A 15,383-nucleotide genomic window follows, 5' to 3' on the forward strand; every position below is an offset into this window, starting at 1 on the left:
CGAACAGTGAGCGGACCGCTACCCATGGTGGAGACATCCCGCCACCGGAGGTCCGTCCATGCCTCGTTCTGCGCCCGCCCGCGCCCTGGTACGTCGTTCCCATGCCGGTTCGCTCATCGCTGTCGCCACCACCGTGCTGGCCGGCGGCGTCTCGCTCAACGCACTGGTCTCTCCGGCCTCAGCCGTCCCTGACACGTCGGCTGCCGCTACCTCCTGCGACAGCGCTGCAGCGGGTTTCACCCCGGTGCTCCAGCTCGATCTGCCCGAGCGCGGCAGCTACCTGAACCAGACACCGCCGTACAGCCTCGACCGGACGAGCGAGGTCGGCTCCAACTTCGACCGGGTCGGGTACTGCGTCGAGCTGAACGGTCCGGACGGGCCGCAGTGGGTGTGGACTGCCATGGAGCCGTTCAGCTCGGCCGCCTCCCGGATCGGCCTGCCGACGCGTCCCGGTGAGCTGGTGCGGCAGCGGGTCGGCGACCTGGAGGTCCGGTCGAACGTCCCGGGCGTGACGAACGGCAGCGGCCAGACCGGCTACCTGGAGATGTGGCCGAACCAGTACCAGGAGAGCGCCAGCACGCAGGTCGCCAACGCCTCGCCGATCACCTTCGACGTGGACGACAACCCGACCTCCCCGCTCGGCTACGGCTCGTTCCAGGTCGGGCAGATCGGCGCCGACCGGCCGTCGAGCTTCGCGGCCAAGCAGGTGTTCGCGATCAACACGTTCACCGAGTCGGCCAACGGCGTGCTGTCGCTGGGCATCGGCACCAACCTGAGCGGCCAGCCGGACTGGACGTTCGCCAACAACGCCACGCGGTACTCGCAGCGGCGGCTGACGGCGTACGTGCGCAGCTCGGTGGTGAGCGTGACGGAGTCGCCGCAGGACCGGCAGCTGGTTCCGCGAGACGCCCGCAATGGCGCCGTCGTACCGGTGGCAGGCACTGTGACCGACCCCCGCGTACGGCGGGTGCAGCTGCGCGTGACCGGTGCTGGTCGGACCGAGACCTTCACCTCTTCTTCCAAGTCGTTCCGCTTCACTCCGCGGATCACTGCCGGGCTGCACGAGTACAGCTTCGAGCTGCGGGCCACTGGTCCCGGGCTGGACCGCGTGGTCGCTCGGCGCGACGGCGTGGTCTCCGGCGACGTACTGGTGGTGCAGGGGCAGTCCAACGCGGAGGCGGCCAAGTACAACGGCGCTGCGAACGCGGAGGAGTCGCCGTACCTGCGCAGCTTCGGTACGCCGACCTCCGACGGCACCATCTCGGGCGCCGACCGGGTCTGGCACTACGCGACCGGTGACGTGACCAACCAGTCCGGCTCCGTCGGCCAGTGGGCGATTCGGATGGGCCGGAGGATCGTCGACACCTACAAGGTCCCGGTGGCTCTGTTCAACGGCGCGCACGGCGGCCAGCCGATCAGCTTCTTCCAGCGCAACGACAGCAACCCGGGCGACCTCGGCACGAACTACGGGCGGCTGCGGGAACGTCTGCGGGCTGCTGGTGTGCTGGGGAGTGTGCGAGGCGTGCTCTGGTATCAGGGCGAGTCGGACAATGACAACGCCGCTGTGCATGTGAGCGGCTTCAACACGCTGCTGCAGGACTGGCGGAGTGACTTCGGCGCTGCGAAGTACTACGTGTATCAGGTGCGTACGTCGCCTTGCGGCACGACGACGAACATCAACGTCCGCGAGGCTCAGCGGCAGCTCGGCGACACCGCCGGGGTGACGCTGTTGTCGACCAACGGGCTGTCGGGCCATGACGGCTGCCACTACGCGTATCTGGGCGGCTACCGGGAGATGGGCGACCACACGTTCGCCGTACTCGGCAGGGACCTGTACGGCGGCCCGTCGGCGGGTGTTGCGCCGCCGAACCCGTCTGTGGTGACTGCTAGTGGCTCGCAGCTTGTCGTACAGCTTCGCTCTGCTGACCCGCTCATGGTGGCGGGTGGTGTTGCGTCTGACTTCGTGTTGGAAGGTGGAGCTGTCACCGTCTCGTCCGTCGCCTACCAGCCGGGCGGCAAGCTCGTGCTGACGCTGTCGGGGCCGGCGACCGGTGTCACGGGTCTCACGTACCAGGGTCATCTTGGCGCCGGGCCGTGGATCACCAACGCGACGGGGGCCGGGCTGCTCGCCTTCAAGCTTCCCGTCACCTGATCCAGGACGCGGCCGGCGCCCACCGCCCCGAGGCACCGGCCGCGTCCTACGGTTGGCCGGGTGGTTGCGCTTCTGGCGACGTACGGTAGATGGCATGTCGGGTACAGGGGGACAGCCTTCAGCGCCGTTGGAGGTGGAGGAGCGGATTGGGCCGTATCGGCTGATCCGGCGGCTCGGGCAGGGCGGCATGGGGGTGGTCTACCTGGCCGAGGGACCGCAGAAGCGTGAGGTTGCGCTCAAGGTGCTGCGGTCGCACGTGGCGCACGACCCGACCGCGCGGGCGCGGCTGGAGCGGGAGGCTACGACGCTGCGGCGGATCGACCACCCGGGGGTCGCCGGGGTGCTCGACTACGACTTGCAGGGTGACCGGCCGTACCTGGTGACGCGCTTCATCCCGGGGCGCCCGCTGGACGAGCAGGTGGACGACCGGGGGCCGCTGACGCCGCAGCGGTGGTTGCCGCTGGCCGGGTGTCTGGCCGAGTCGTTGCAGGCGATCCACGCGGCAGGGGTGATCCACCGGGATCTCAAGCCAGGCAACGTGATGATGTTCAACGGCAAGCCGGTGATGATCGACTTCGGCATCGCCCAGGCCGCCGACGACCTGCGGCTGACGCAGACCGGGCTCGTCATCGGTACGCCGGGCTACCTGGCGCCGGAGCTGATCGAGGGCGAGATGGTGTCCGAGTCGGCCGACTGGTGGGGCTGGGCGGCGACCGCCGCGTACGCCGCGACCGGGCGGCGCCCGTTCGGCAAGGGCCCGTTCGAGGTCGTGCTGAGCCGCGTCCACAGCGGCCAGGCCGACCTGGAGGGCCTCGACCCGCGCCTGAAGCCGCTGCTCGCCGCCGCGCTCTCGCCGGACCGCCGCAACCGCCCGACCCAGATCGAGATCATGGCCGGCCTCAACCGGTACGCCGAGGGCCGCGACGCCCTGGTGCCGGCGGCCGAGGAGAAGACAGTCCTGACGGCGCCGGAGACCATCCAGCTGCACCCGCCGACCACGGTGATGTCAGCAGCAGAAGCAGGCACGCAGGTGCTGGGCGACGGCACTCAGATGCTTGCTGACGGCACCCGGGTGCTCCCGGACGGCACCCAGGTCAGGGCCGACGGCACGCAGCTGCTGCCGGACGGCACCCGCGTGATGCCCGACGGCACTCGCCTGATGCCCGGCGAAGACCCCTCCGACCCGGCCGCTGTCGCTCAGCTCGTCCCCGCGGTCATCCCGCCTCTCTCAGCTTTCGCACCCCTCCGCGACAAGCTGCGCGACGTCGCCGCCGAGCAGAAGGCCGCCCGGCTCGCCGCCAAGGCAGCAGCCGTCCCGGTCCACCCGGCGACATACAGCCCTGTCCCCGGCGCCGCCGCTCCGGCAGCGATGCCGCTCCCGTACCAGTCGGCCCCCGGCGGGCTCGGCGGCCCAGCGACCGGGCCGAACTACGCGCCGCCCTCCAACTACCCGGTCCCCCAGCAGCAGCACCAACCTGTTCAGAAGCAGAACCGAGCACTCGAGCAGCGCCCATCAGGCCCGCCGCTCCCGCCCGCCTCCCGCGGCGGCCTGCTCTTCGCGCTCCTGCTCGCCCTCGCGGCACTGATCGCCGTACTGCCCGTCCTCGGCATGCTGGTCGCCGCCGCGCTGACAGTGCTCGCCCGCATGGTCGACAAGTCCAGTACGGCGCTGCTGCGCCGCCGCGAGGCCCGCGGCTACCGCGGCAAGTCCGACGGCCTGGTCGCCGTCGCTGCCAGCCCGGTGCACCTCACCAGCGCCGCGCTCGTCTCACTCCCCGCCGCGCTGCTGCCGCTGATCGTCGGCTTCACCGTCGGCGGCATCACCACGCTGGTGATCGCCATGGGCAAGGGCTTCGAGTGGCCGCTGCTGGCTCCGATCAGCATCGCCATCGGCGCGGTGTTCGGCCTGATGAGCGCCTGGGGCGGCCCGGGCGGTTCGTCACTGCGCCACGGCGCCAGGGCCGGCCTGCGGACGGTGTTCCGCCCGGCCTGGCTCAGCGGGCTCGTCACCGTCGCCCTGCTGGTCGTGACCGGCGTGCTGGCGCTCCGCGGCTACCAGAGCGGCACCAACTGGACCCCGCTGGCGAACGCCTTCGAGCTGCCGCAGCTGCCCAGCCCTACACTCGGCGACCTGCGCCAGCTCCCGGTCATCCGCGACCTGCCGTTCATCAACTAGAAAAGGCGCTCCACAGCATCAGCTGTGGAGCGCCTTGTTCGGCAGGACTCAGATCCGGTCGTCCAGCATCACGATCTGCGAGCGCTCCGGCCCGACGCCGACCGCCGAGATCGGCGCACCGCTCATCGCCTCGACCGTGCGGATGTAGGTCTGCGCGTTCTTCGGCAGGTCGTCGAAGCTGCGGCAGCCGGTGATGTCCTCGCTCCAGCCGTCGAGCTCCTCGTAGACCGGCTTGGCGTGGTGGAAGTCGGTCTGCGTCATCGGCATCTCGTCGTGCCGGACGCCGTTCACGTCGTACGCGACGCAGACCGGGATCTTCTCGCGCCCGGTCAGCGTGTCCAGCTTGGTCAGCACGAAGTCGGTGACGCCGTTGACCCGGGCCGCGTACCGCGCGATCACCGCGTCGTACCAGCCGCAGCGCCGCGGCCGCCCGGTCGTCGTCCCGAACTCGAAGCCCTGCTGGCGCAGCCACTCACCGTCGGCGTCCAGCAGCTCGGTCGGGAACGGCCCCTCGCCGACGCGCGTGGTGTAGGCCTTGACGACCGCCATCACCCGGTCGATCCGGGTCGGCGGGATGCCCGCGCCGGTGCAGGCGCCCGCGGAGATCGCGCTCGACGACGTGACGAACGGGTACGTCCCGTGGTCGACGTCGAGCAGGGTCGCCTGCCCGGCCTCCATCAGCACCGTCTTGCCCGCGTCCAGCGCCTTGCCGAGCAGCAGGCTGGTGTCGGCGACCATCGGGCGCAGGCGCTCGGCGTACCCGAGCAGCTCGTCGAGGACCTCGGAGATCTCGACCGCGCGCCGGTTGTAGACCTTCACCAGCAGCTGGTTCTTCTGCTCCAGCGCGCCGGTGATCTTCTGCTCGAGGATCTTCTCGTCGTACAGGTCCTGGACCCGGATCCCGATCCGGTTCATCTTGTCGGCGTACGTCGGCCCGATGCCGCGGCCGGTGGTGCCGATCCGGCGGCTGCCGAGGAACCGCTCGGTCACCTTGTCCAGGGTCCGGTTGTACGGCGGGATGACGTGCGCGTTCGCGCTCACCACCAGCCGGCTGGTGTCGACCCCGCGGGCCTGGAGCGCGTCCAGCTCCTCGAACAGGACGCTCAGGTCGACCACGACGCCGTTGCCGATCACCGGGGTCACGCCGGGGGTCAGGATTCCGCTGGGCAGCAGGTGCAGCGCGTATTTCTCGGTGCCGATGACAACGGTGTGGCCGGCGTTGTTGCCGCCGTTGAACTTCACCACGTAGTCGATCGCGGTCCCGGTGTTGCCGAGCAGATCGGTCGCCTTGCCTTTGCCCTCATCGCCCCACTGGGCGCCGACGAGCACGATTGCGGGCATCTCAGCCCTCCTCTTCAACGCGTCGACCTGCGGCATCATCGCCGCGAGTGGTCGGCCGCTGGAAACGGTGAAGCCCGGCACGCTTCACCAGACGTTCATCCGGCAGGCGTTCCAGGCTCTTACGACCGAAGCCTACCGGACCCCGGGTCCGTGCAGAGCTTTCCGCGTCAGTGACGTCGGCCTCGGGACGGGCTTGCGATTTTCGGTGATCACGTGCACACTCTTAGTCAGCGGCCCGCCGAAACTGCCGCAGGGGACGGTTCCGGCGGGCCGCTTCCTCATGTCCGGGGACAGTCTCATGTCCCGGGTTTCTGTTGCCCTAGGCGTCCAGCCCTTCCGGGTTCGACGCCAGCCACTCCTTCACCCGCCGGTCGGCCTCCTCCGGCGAGACGTCCTCGACCTTGGTCAGGATCGCCCACCGGTGCCCGAACGGGTCGATCACCGTGCCGTACCGGTCGCCGGTCATGAACGTCGACACCGGCTCGACCTGCGTCGCCCCGGCCGCGACCGCCCGCGCGAAGGTCGCGTCGACGTCCGGCACGTAGTGCACCAGCGACGAGTGCACCCACTCGCCGTTCGGCGCCCGCAGCCCGATCTGCGGCATCTGGTCGCTGAGCTGCAGCATCGAGTTCCCGAACCGCAGCTCGGCCTGCCCGAGCCGGCCGTCGGGCATGTCCTGCCGGCTGACCACCTCGGCGCCGAAGACCTCGGTGTAGAACTCGATCGCCTTCGGCCCGTTGTCGACGGCCAGGTACGGCGTGAGCGAGTGATAACCGTCGGGGACGGGGTTTACCGTGTTCGTCGTCATGACATCCAGTCAACGCCGTACCGGCCCTCCCGGTCTTGGAAGAAAGCGACAGCCAGCGTGACGCAGCCCCCGGACAGCGAGAAGGGCATCCTGCACCCGCAGGAGCAGGCCCGGCACCGCTCGCTGACCAGGCTCGCGCCCGGGCCGACCGTCGGCCGTTTCGTCGAGTGGTACTGGATCGTCGAGTGGGACCTCGGTACGCCGTACGTCGCCGAGGTGCTGCCCTACCCGAGCGTGAACGTCACCTTCGAGCAGCCCGGCGGCGCGTTCCTGAACGGGGTCTGCACCCGCAAGTTCGAGCGCGAGCTGACCGGCCGCGGCCGGGCCTTCGGGGTCAAGTTCTGGGCCGGCGGTTTCGGCGCGCTGACCGGGCGCGACGTGGCGTCGTTCCGCGACCAGGTGCTGCCGCTGACCGATGTGTTCCCGGACGCCGACCGGCTCGCCGACCTGATGTTCGCCGCGGAGACCGACGTACGCCGTCGCGCCGTGGTCGAGGCGTACCTGGCCGACCACCTGGTCGCCGACGACCCGTCGTACGCGCTGGTCCGGGAGATCGTCGCCGCGATGGCCGAGGACCGCTCGATCACCCGGGTCGACCAGATCACCGAGCGGTTCGGCGTACCGATCCGTACGCTGCAGCGCCTCTTCCGCCGGTACGTCGGCGTCGGCCCGAAGTGGGTGCTGCGCCGCTACCGCCTGCACGACGGCGCCGAGCTGCTCGCCCGCGGACAGGTCACCGAGCTCGCCGACCTGGCCGTCGCGCTCGGCTACTTCGACCAGGCCCACTTCACCCGCGAGTTCAAGGACCAGATCGGCCTCACCCCGACCGACTACGCCGCGCGGACCGCTGCCGAGCGGCAGATCACCTACCGCTGACGCTTGGCCGCCAACCCGAACACCGTCGCCGTCACCGCTGCCGCGAGGGCGAGCGCGAAGCCGTGGCGGGGCGAGTGAGCGTCCACGACCTGGCCGGCGAAGGCCGCACCGAGGGCGACTCCGGCTGCGCCTCCGGAGTTCAGCCAGGTGAAAGCCTGCGTGAGAACCCTCGGCGCGACCTCCTGCTCGGTGAGCACCGCGGAGAGCGTCTGGATCGGTGCGATCGCCAAGCCTGGAAGGGCGAGCGTCAGCCCCAGGGCCAACGGGCTGTCGGCCAGGAGTAGCGGGACCGAGGTCACGGTCAGAGTGGCCAGTGCCAGGACGAACTGTTTCGCCGGCTGCATCGGCCACTGCCTTGCGCCGTACACGAGGCCTGCGACGAGACTGGCCAGGCTCGTGATCGCGTAGAGCGGACCGGCCAGGGACGGGCTGCCGTCGCCGACTGCGAAGGCTGTGACGGACACCTGCATGCTTCCGAAGAACAGGCCCATGCCGACGCTGACTGCGACCAGCGCCAGAAACCCCTTGTGCAGAAGGCGTGCTGAGCTGTCGCGCACCTGTTTGGCCGCGGTCGGTGGAGCAGTACCGCGTTGCAGCGCCAGCGAGAGGCCGCCGCCAACCAGGAGGCTGGTGGCCAGTACTGAGCCGACTACTGGCGAGGTGAGCGAGCTGACCGTGCCGATGAGCGCTGGGCCGACCATGAAGGCGACACCGGTGCTCAGAGCCTCCAGAGTGAAGGCGGTGTTGAGTCCTGGCTTGCCGCGGAGGGCATGAGCCCAACGGGCTGACGTCTGCGCGCCGACCTGGGGCAGCGTGCCACCGGCGAGGACACCTGCGGCGATGAGGACGCTCTGGGGATGGTGGGTGGTGGTGAGAGTGATCAGCAGGGTGACCGCGGCCGCGTGCAGCAGCAGGGTGATCGGCAGCATGCGGGTCTGGCCGTAGCGGTCGATCAGCCTGGCCACCTGCGGCCCGGCGAGCGCCTCCGCGACGGCGAAGCCGCCGGTCACGCTGCCGGCCACGGCGTACGAGCCGGTGGAGCCGTGCACCAGCCAGACGATGCCGAGGCCGGTCATCGCGATACCGATCCGCGCGGGAGCCGCGGCCAGGAAGAACTTCCACGCGCCCGGCGTCGCGAGGACGCTGCGGTAGCTGGTGCGGGGCGTGCTGATCCGTCCGGTGAGTGCCGGCACGGGTGAGCCTTTCGCTACCCGGCGGGGCGGTGATCTGACCGTGGGCGTCCAGCTCGTTCGGTCCGTCAGTGCCGCCTACAACCGTCCATGTTCGGCAGGAAGCGGGGACGCACGCCGCCCGCCGGCTATGTCACCGGGCAGAACATCGATGAGGGTGTTCTAGCGCGTTCAGTCTACTACGAAGGCCCCAGCGCGCAGGACGGGAACGCTGCGGCTGCTGTTCACCTCACCCGCGATCGCGACGTCCTCAGGGAAGCCGTACTGCTTCAGCTCCTGCCCACCCGCACACTCGCGCAGCATCTCGGGCAGCTCATCAGCCACCTCCCGGTACGCCGCAGCCGCCGCTCGCGCTTCCGGCGACAGCGGCCCAACGCCCAGCTCCTGCAGCCTCGCCACGAACGCGCCGGCGCCCCACAGGTCTTCCACAGCGGGCCGCAGCGACCCGTCCCTCCAGCGCTCACCTGCAGCGATGGCAACGACTTGTACTGCTTGTGCCGCTGCCCATTCCGCAGCAGCAGCTGCGTTTCTCAGCGACACCGCCACGACCGTCGACCCACTGTCCGCGAGCTGCTGGGAAATCGTGGAGCCGTTCGGCGACGGCAGCACGAGCCGCTCCACACCTGCCGCCCGGCGGATGGTCGCCGGGGACAGGCTGATCCCGTCCGCACCCGCCTCCGACCGGCCGACAGCAAGCGCGGCGGCGTGCTTCTCGGCGTACTCGATCGCACTGCTGTCCCGCCAGCGGTACGGGAGCACGGTGATGCCGCGGTCGGCGGCGACCGTCACCGAGGTGGTGAACGAGAGGACGTCGACGACCGCGACCACGGCACCCGGTACGGCGGCGGCACCGGCCGGTCCCCAGTCGAAACCGACGCGGTACGCGGTCTGTGCGTAAGGGCTGCTCACCGGCGAGATCATTCCCGCCGGCTCAGCACCCGACAAGCAGGTTTCAGCTCAGCACGTCGGCAGCAGTCGGCGACGAGTCGCGCAGGAAGGTCGCGCAGCGCTCGGCCTCCTCCTTCTCGCCGATCACCGCGGCCGCCTTGCCGAGCACCGCCAGGCAGCGCAGGAACCCGCGGTTCGGCTCGTGCTCCCACGGCACCGGGCCGTGACCCTTCCAGCCGTTGCGGCGGAGCAGGTCGAGCCCGCGGTGGTAACCGGTCCGGGCGTAGGCGTAGGCCTCGATGGTGCGGCCGTCCGCGAAGGCGGCCTCGGCCAGCTGGGACCAGGCCAGCGACGAGGTCGGGTACTTGGCGGCCGCGTCCACCGGAGCGAGTCCGGCGGCGAGTTCCGCCGCGGCCGGGTCCTCGGGGAGTAGGGTCTCGGGAGGACCGCTCAGCAGATTGTTCAATTCCATAGGCACATCTTCGCCGATCACGCAGCCGGCCCGGCACGTGACCGTCTGACGAAATCCGTTGACCGTTCACGTACCGGCCACGGATGCTTGAGACCCTGCGTCGTACCGCCGTGGTTCCCAGCTACGGCCGGAGAGGAGGCACCGGATGAGTGTCATCGTCCTGAACGCGTCGTACGAACCGCTGCACACCGTCTCGATCCAGCACGCCATCCGGATGCTGGTGCGCGAGGTGGCAGTGGTCGAAGAGGCGCACGGCGAACGGACCATCGGCCCTTTTCCGGTTCCACGGGTGCTGCGCCTGGTCCGCTACGTGGTCACCCACTGGCGCTACGCGGCCGGCCGGATGAAGTACAGCAAGCACGGCGTGCTGCGGCGCGACCGGTTCCGGTGTGCCTACTGCGGGCTCGAGAACGCCGACACCATGGACCATGTCCAACCCAGATCCAGGGGCGGCCGCACGGAGTGGCTGAACGCGGTCGCCGCCCATGCCGCCTGCAACGAGCGGAAGGGCAACCGGACGCCGTCCGAGGCCGACATGCCCCTGCTGTGGCAACCCTGGGTACCGACCCGCGCCGAGCTCGTCATCGAGACATGACGGGCCTTTTTTATGCCCTTTTCCGGGGTCGTCCACAGCTTGGGTGAAGGCCGTCGCGGTTGGCGTTGATCACGGCATCTTCTGAGGTGTGAACCCAACTCTCACCGTGCTCCGCGCGATCCGCGGCGGCGTCTTCACCCGCGCCGACGCCCGCGCCTGCGGCTACTCCGACCCCGACATCGACTCCTTCCTCAGCACCGGCGGCTGGCGCCCCCTCCGCCCCCGCCCGTACGCCGTCATCCGCGACCTGACCCTGGTCACCGACGAGACCCTGCACGTCCGCCGGACGTTCCAGCTCCTGCGCGAGTCGTCAGGCCGTACGGCGAGCCACCAGTCGGCTGCGGCCCTGCACGGTTTGCCCTTGTGGGGCTTGGATCTGACGAAAGTGCACCTCACGCTGGCTGAGGTCCCCGAGGTCCTCCGCGGCCGTGGGTGCCGTGCAGACGATGACGTCGTACGGCATGTGCGAAACCCTCTCGGCCCCGGCGTCATCTCCTGGAACGCCGAGGGCTGCGGGCGCGTGGTGCCGGGCTGGCCCGGCGAAGCCGTGGCCCCGGGGGCGGCGGCTCCCTCTCCCCCCACCCCACCCCCGCCCGGCGCAGCCGGGTGGGGCTCGTCGGCGCTCATCAGTGACTCTGGCGGGCGACGTCGGAGCCGGTGCGGCCGATCAGGAAGTCGAGGTCACAGCCCTGGTTCGCCTGGGTGACGTGTTCGACGTACAGGCGGGCCCAGCCGCGGTCGGTGGGTGCTGTGGAGGGCTGCCAGTCGGCGCGGCGCTTGGCGAGCTCCTCGTCCGACACATCCAGGTGGAGGCGGCGGTTCGGGACGTCGAGCTCGATCCAGTCGCCGGTGCGGACCAGCGCGAGCGGGCCGCCGACGGCGGCCTCCGGCGCGACGTGCAGGACCACCGTGCCGTACGCCGTACCGCTCATCCGCGCGTCCGAGATCCGCACCATGTCGTCCACACCGATCTCGGCCAGCTTGCGCGGGATGGTCATGTTGCCGACCTCCGGCATCCCCGGGTAACCCCGCGGCCCCGAGTTCTGCAGCACCAGCACGGTGTCCTCGTCGACGTCCAGGTCCGGATCGTCGACCGCCTTGTCGTACTCCTCGATGCTGCTGAAGACCAGCGCCTTCCCCCGGTGCTGCAGCAGTCGTTCCGACGCCGCCGACTGCTTCACCACGGCGCCGTCCGGCGCGAGATTCCCCTTCAGCACCGCCGTCCCGGCGCCGCTGCCGAGCGGGTCGCCGACCGGGCGGATCACCGGATGCGCGGGCTCGCCCTCCTGGCCGCTCCAGTCGGTGCGCTCCGCGCGGGCGACGTTCTCGCCGATCGTCTTGCCGGTCACGGTGATCGCGTCCGCCTTGAGCAGCGGCAGGATCTCGCGCATCACCGCGGGGAGGCCGCCGGCGTAGTAGAAGTCCTCCATCAGGTACTTGCCCGACGGCTGCAGGTCGACCAGCCACGGGACGCCGCGCGCCCACTCGTCCATGTCGTCGAGCGTCAGGTCGACGCCGACCCGGCCGGCGATCGCCAGCAGGTGGATCACCGCGTTCGTCGAGCCGCCGATCGCGGCGTTCGCCCGTACGGCGTTGGCGAAGGCGTCGCGGGTGAGGATGTCGCTCGGCTTCAGGTCCTCGTGGACCATCTGGACGATCCGCTGACCAGCCTGCTGGGCGATCGAGTACCGGCGGGAGTCGACCGCGGGGATCGCCGCGGAGCCGGTGAGCTGGAGGCCGAGCGCCTCGGCCATACAGGCCATCGTGGAGGCGGTGCCCATCGTCATGCAGTGGCCGTTGCTGCGGGACATGCCCGACTCGGCGGCGGCGTAGTCCTCCTCGGACATCCGGCCGGCGTTGCGGTCCTGGGTGAAGCGCCAGACCGCCGTACCGGAGCCGATGTCGCAGCCGCGGAACTTGCCGTTCAGCATCGGGCCGCCGGTCACCACGAGCGTCGGCAGGTCGACCGAGGCCGCGCCCATGATCGAGCCGGGGGTGGTCTTGTCGCAGCCGGTGAGCAGGACGGCGCCGTCGATCGGGTTGCCGCGCAGGGACTCCTCGACGTCCATGCTGAGCAGGTTGCGGAACAGCATGGCGGTCGGGCGGAGCATGGTCTCGCCGAGCGACATCACCGGGAACTCGAGCGGGAACCCGCCGGCCTGCCAGACGCCGCGCTTGACGGACTCGGCGAGGCGGCGCAGGTGGGCGTTGCAGGGGGTCAGCTCGGACCAGGTGTTGCAGATGCCGATGACCGGGCGTCCGTCGAAGACCTCGTCGGAGAAGCCCTGGGCTCGCATCCAGGAGCGGTGGATGAAGCCGTTGCGGTCCTTCTCGCCGAACCAGTGGTCGAAACTGCGGCGACCGGTGTGGCCGCTCGCCGCACTCGGCGGCTCTCCAGCCGGCCGCCCCGTCTTCTCCGGAGTCGGCTCGCCTCCGGCATCGCGCTGGAGGGAGGAGGGAGAGAGGCCTTCCGCCCCCGCCTCGCCTTCGGCGGCGGGAGATCCAACGTCGTTCGGGTCGTTCGTCGGGGGCAGGTCCGTCATCGAGAAACCTCCGCGGTGGTGATGGTTCCGTTGACTCGGCGGGTGATACCGGCTGGGTTCTGGTCCTGCAGTACGGCGGGGAGGATCGCGTCCGGGGTGTCCTGGTACGCGACCGGGCGCTGGAAGCGGCGGGCGGCGGTGACGCCGACGCTGGTGTGGATCGAACCGACCGTGGACGGGAACGGGCCGCCGTGGTGCTGGGCCCAGGAGACGGCGACGCCGGTCGGCCAGCCGTTCCACAGGACGCGGCCGGCGCGCGCCGTGAGCAGCGGAAGCAGCCGAGCGGCCAACTCGGCGTCCGACGACTCGGCGTGCAGCGTGGCGGTCAGGTTGCCACCGAAGGACTCGACGCCGGCGACGAGCTCGTCGACCGAGGCGTACTCGACGACGATCGAGACCGGCCCGAAGCACTCCTCGAGGATCTCGTCCGACCGCGCCAGCAGCTCGGCGACGGTGGTCTGCAGCAGCGTCGCGCCGCCGCCCTCGCTCCACACCCGCAGCCCGTCGACCTTGCGCAGCCGGTCGAGCCCGGACGAGAAGCCGTCGGCGATCCGCTCGTTCAGCATCGTGGCCGGCGCGACGCCGCCGGTCGCCTCGACCAGCTGCTCCTGCAGGCCGTGCCCGGCCGGGAGGAACAGCAGCCCCGGCTTGGTGCAGAACTGCCCGACGCCGAGCGTGTACGAACCGACGTACCCGGTCGCGATCTCGTTGCCGCGGGCATCGATCGCGGCCTGGGTGACGAAGACCGGGTTCAGGCTGCCGAGCTCGCCGTAGAACGGGATCGGCTCCGGCCGGGTGACCGCGATCTCGTGCAGCGCTTTGCCCGCCGGGACCGAGCCGGTGAACCCGGCCGCGGTGATCCGCGGGTCCTTCAGCGCGGTCACGCCGACGTCGTACCCCTGGATCAGGCCGAGCGTCCCGGCCGGGGCACCGGCGGCGGTCAGCGCCTCGATCATCACCTCGGCGGTCCGGACCGAGAGCTCCGGGTGTCCCGGGTGCGCCTTCACGATCACCGGGCAGCCTGCGGCCAGCGCCGACGCCGTGTCACCGCCGCAGACGCTGAACGCGAACGGGAAGTTGCTCGCCGCGAACACCAGCACCGGCCCGAGCGGCACCAGCACCCGCCGCAGGTCGGGCCGCGGAACGGGCTTCGCGTCAGCGTCGGCGGTGTCGATGATCACCTCGAGCAGCGCCCCCTCCTCGAGCGCGTCGGCGAACATCCGCAGCTGCCCGCTGCTCCGCCCGACCTCGCCCTTCAGCCGCGCCTCCGGCAGCGAGGTCTCCCGCTGCGCGATCGGCACCAGCTCGCCGCTCGCCGCGTCCAGCGCGTCGGCGACCGCACGGATCCACCCGGCCCGTACGGCGGGCGCCGACGCCGCCAGCGGCGCCGCGGCCGCGGCCGCGTCGGCCAGCGCCTGCTCGAGCTCGGCGGGGGTGGTGTCGGTGCTCATCGGTTCTCCTCCAGGGATTCAGCGGCCAGGTACGCGAAGGGTTCACGTCCCACGACCACCGTATTCGTCAGGGTTCCGACCTCGCTGATCGAGATCGCGACCTCGTCACCGGCGGCCAGGGCGAAGTCGAGCTCGGGCACGATGCCGGTCCCGGTGGCGAGGATCACGCCGTCGGGGAAGTCGTTCGGCACGAACAGGACGTCGATCAGGTCCTGCAGGCCGCGGATCAGCTGCGCGGTCGACGTCGTACCGGTGAAGACCGCGGCGCCGCCGCGGCGGATCACCAGGTCGATGGTCAGGTCCTTCGGGTCGGCGACCTCCCAGACCGGGCGAATGCCGCTGGCCAGCGCGCAGCCGCCGGCGAACACCTTCGCCTGCGGGATGTAGAGCGGGTTCTCGCCCTCGATCGAGCGCGAGCTCATGTCGTTGCAGACCGTGAACCCGACGATCTCGCCGTGCGCGTTGGCGACGATCGCCAGCTCCGGCTCCGGTACGTCGTGCCCGGAGTCGACCCGGATACCGATCTGCTCGCCGTCGGTGACCAGCCGCCAGGCCGGCGACTTGAGGAACAGCTCGGGACGCTCGGCCGAGTAGACCCGGTCGTAGATGTCCTCGTCGCCGCTCTCCTCCATCCGGGCGCCGCGCGAACGCTCGTACGTGACGCCCGCGCACCAGACCTCCCCGCGGCCGTCCAGCGGCGGCAGCAGCTTGACGCTGCCGACGTCGACCGGGTCGCCGGTCTTGGCCACCGCCGCCTGGAACTCCCCGGCGGTCAGCCGGAGCAGCTCGGCCAGGTCGGTGACGCCGAGAACCGGTGCCACCGTGTCACCGGTTCGGACGCCGGCCTGCGGACGGCCGCCGGGAGACTGGAATCGGACCACGTGCATGGAT

General features: G+C 70.7%; 13 protein-coding genes. 5 read left to right on the forward strand and 8 right to left on the reverse strand.

All coding sequences use genetic code 11. The features are described from left to right. The first annotated feature begins 58 nt into the window (after window positions 1-58). Window positions 59-2,152 carry a sialate O-acetylesterase gene (locus AB0M01_RS14970; RefSeq protein ID WP_363669537.1) on the forward strand — a complete coding sequence of 698 codons (2,094 nt, stop codon included), beginning with the start codon at window positions 59-61 and terminating at the stop codon, window positions 2,150-2,152. Window positions 2,153-2,246: 94 nt separating this feature from the next. After that, window positions 2,247-4,328, forward strand: a complete 2,082-nt coding sequence (locus AB0M01_RS14975) for a serine/threonine-protein kinase (RefSeq protein ID WP_363669539.1) — start codon at window positions 2,247-2,249, stop codon at window positions 4,326-4,328. 48 nt (window positions 4,329-4,376) lie between these two features. Here the strand turns inward: AB0M01_RS14975 and AB0M01_RS14980 are convergent, their stop codons facing one another. Together AB0M01_RS14980 and AB0M01_RS14985 are read right to left on the reverse strand one after the other, a co-directional pair. Further along, window positions 4,377-5,669 carry an adenylosuccinate synthase gene (locus AB0M01_RS14980; RefSeq protein ID WP_363669541.1) on the reverse strand — a complete coding sequence of 431 codons (1,293 nt, stop codon included), beginning with the start codon at window positions 5,667-5,669 and terminating at the stop codon, window positions 4,377-4,379. Between the two features lie 319 nt (window positions 5,670-5,988). Continuing rightward, on the reverse strand, window positions 5,989-6,477 hold the full coding sequence (locus AB0M01_RS14985; protein WP_363669543.1) for a VOC family protein: 489 nt from the start codon (window positions 6,475-6,477) through the stop codon (window positions 5,989-5,991). A gap of 57 nt (window positions 6,478-6,534) precedes the next feature. Here AB0M01_RS14985 and AB0M01_RS14990 point away from each other — a divergent pair, with 57 nt between their 5' ends. Beyond that, window positions 6,535-7,353, forward strand: coding sequence for a helix-turn-helix domain-containing protein (locus AB0M01_RS14990; protein ID WP_363669545.1), 819 nt, complete (start codon window positions 6,535-6,537; stop codon window positions 7,351-7,353). Here AB0M01_RS14990 and AB0M01_RS14995 read toward each other — a convergent pair. The 3 genes from AB0M01_RS14995 to AB0M01_RS15005 all read right to left on the reverse strand — a co-directional run bounded on the left by AB0M01_RS14995 (window position 7,344) and on the right by AB0M01_RS15005 (window position 9,903). Further along, entirely contained in the window at window positions 7,344-8,546 is a 1,203-nt protein-coding gene (locus AB0M01_RS14995; RefSeq protein WP_363669547.1) for an MFS transporter, read from the reverse strand. The genes AB0M01_RS14990 and AB0M01_RS14995 overlap by 10 nt on opposite strands. Before the next feature lie 168 nt (window positions 8,547-8,714). Next, entirely contained in the window at window positions 8,715-9,452 is a 738-nt protein-coding gene (locus AB0M01_RS15000; protein WP_363669549.1) for a 2-phosphosulfolactate phosphatase, read from the reverse strand. A 43-nt stretch (window positions 9,453-9,495) separates the two neighbouring features. Then, window positions 9,496-9,903: a DUF3151 domain-containing protein gene (locus AB0M01_RS15005; protein WP_363669551.1), complete on the reverse strand. Its 408-nt coding sequence runs from the start codon at window positions 9,901-9,903 to the stop codon at window positions 9,496-9,498. Between the two features lie 145 nt (window positions 9,904-10,048). Here AB0M01_RS15005 and AB0M01_RS15010 point away from each other — a divergent pair, with 145 nt between their 5' ends. Beyond that, on the forward strand, window positions 10,049-10,498 hold the full coding sequence (locus tag AB0M01_RS15010) for an HNH endonuclease (protein ID WP_363669552.1): 450 nt from the start codon (window positions 10,049-10,051) through the stop codon (window positions 10,496-10,498). A gap of 88 nt (window positions 10,499-10,586) precedes the next feature. Continuing rightward, complete coding sequence (locus AB0M01_RS15015; RefSeq protein ID WP_363669553.1) at window positions 10,587-11,204, forward strand: hypothetical protein; 618 nt, start codon at window positions 10,587-10,589, stop codon at window positions 11,202-11,204. Here AB0M01_RS15015 and AB0M01_RS15020 read toward each other — a convergent pair. The 3 genes from AB0M01_RS15020 to AB0M01_RS15030 are packed head-to-tail and all read right to left on the reverse strand — an operon-like array spanning window position 11,125 to window position 15,379. Then, window positions 11,125-13,041 (reverse strand): IlvD/Edd family dehydratase, encoded by a 1,917-nt coding sequence (locus AB0M01_RS15020; protein ID WP_363669555.1) that lies wholly within the window; start codon window positions 13,039-13,041, stop codon window positions 11,125-11,127. The genes AB0M01_RS15015 and AB0M01_RS15020 overlap by 80 nt on opposite strands. Then, window positions 13,038-14,492 (reverse strand): aldehyde dehydrogenase (NADP(+)), encoded by a 1,455-nt coding sequence (locus AB0M01_RS15025; protein WP_363669557.1) that lies wholly within the window; start codon window positions 14,490-14,492, stop codon window positions 13,038-13,040. The genes AB0M01_RS15020 and AB0M01_RS15025 overlap by 4 nt, the downstream gene beginning before the upstream one ends. Beyond that, complete coding sequence (locus AB0M01_RS15030) at window positions 14,489-15,379, reverse strand: fumarylacetoacetate hydrolase family protein (protein ID WP_363669559.1); 891 nt, start codon at window positions 15,377-15,379, stop codon at window positions 14,489-14,491. The genes AB0M01_RS15025 and AB0M01_RS15030 overlap by 4 nt, the downstream gene beginning before the upstream one ends. Window positions 15,380-15,383 lie beyond the last annotated feature (4 nt).

It is taken from the genome of Kribbella sp. NPDC051770, from assembly GCF_040681455.1.
GTDB lineage: Bacteria > Actinomycetota > Actinomycetes > Propionibacteriales > Kribbellaceae > Kribbella.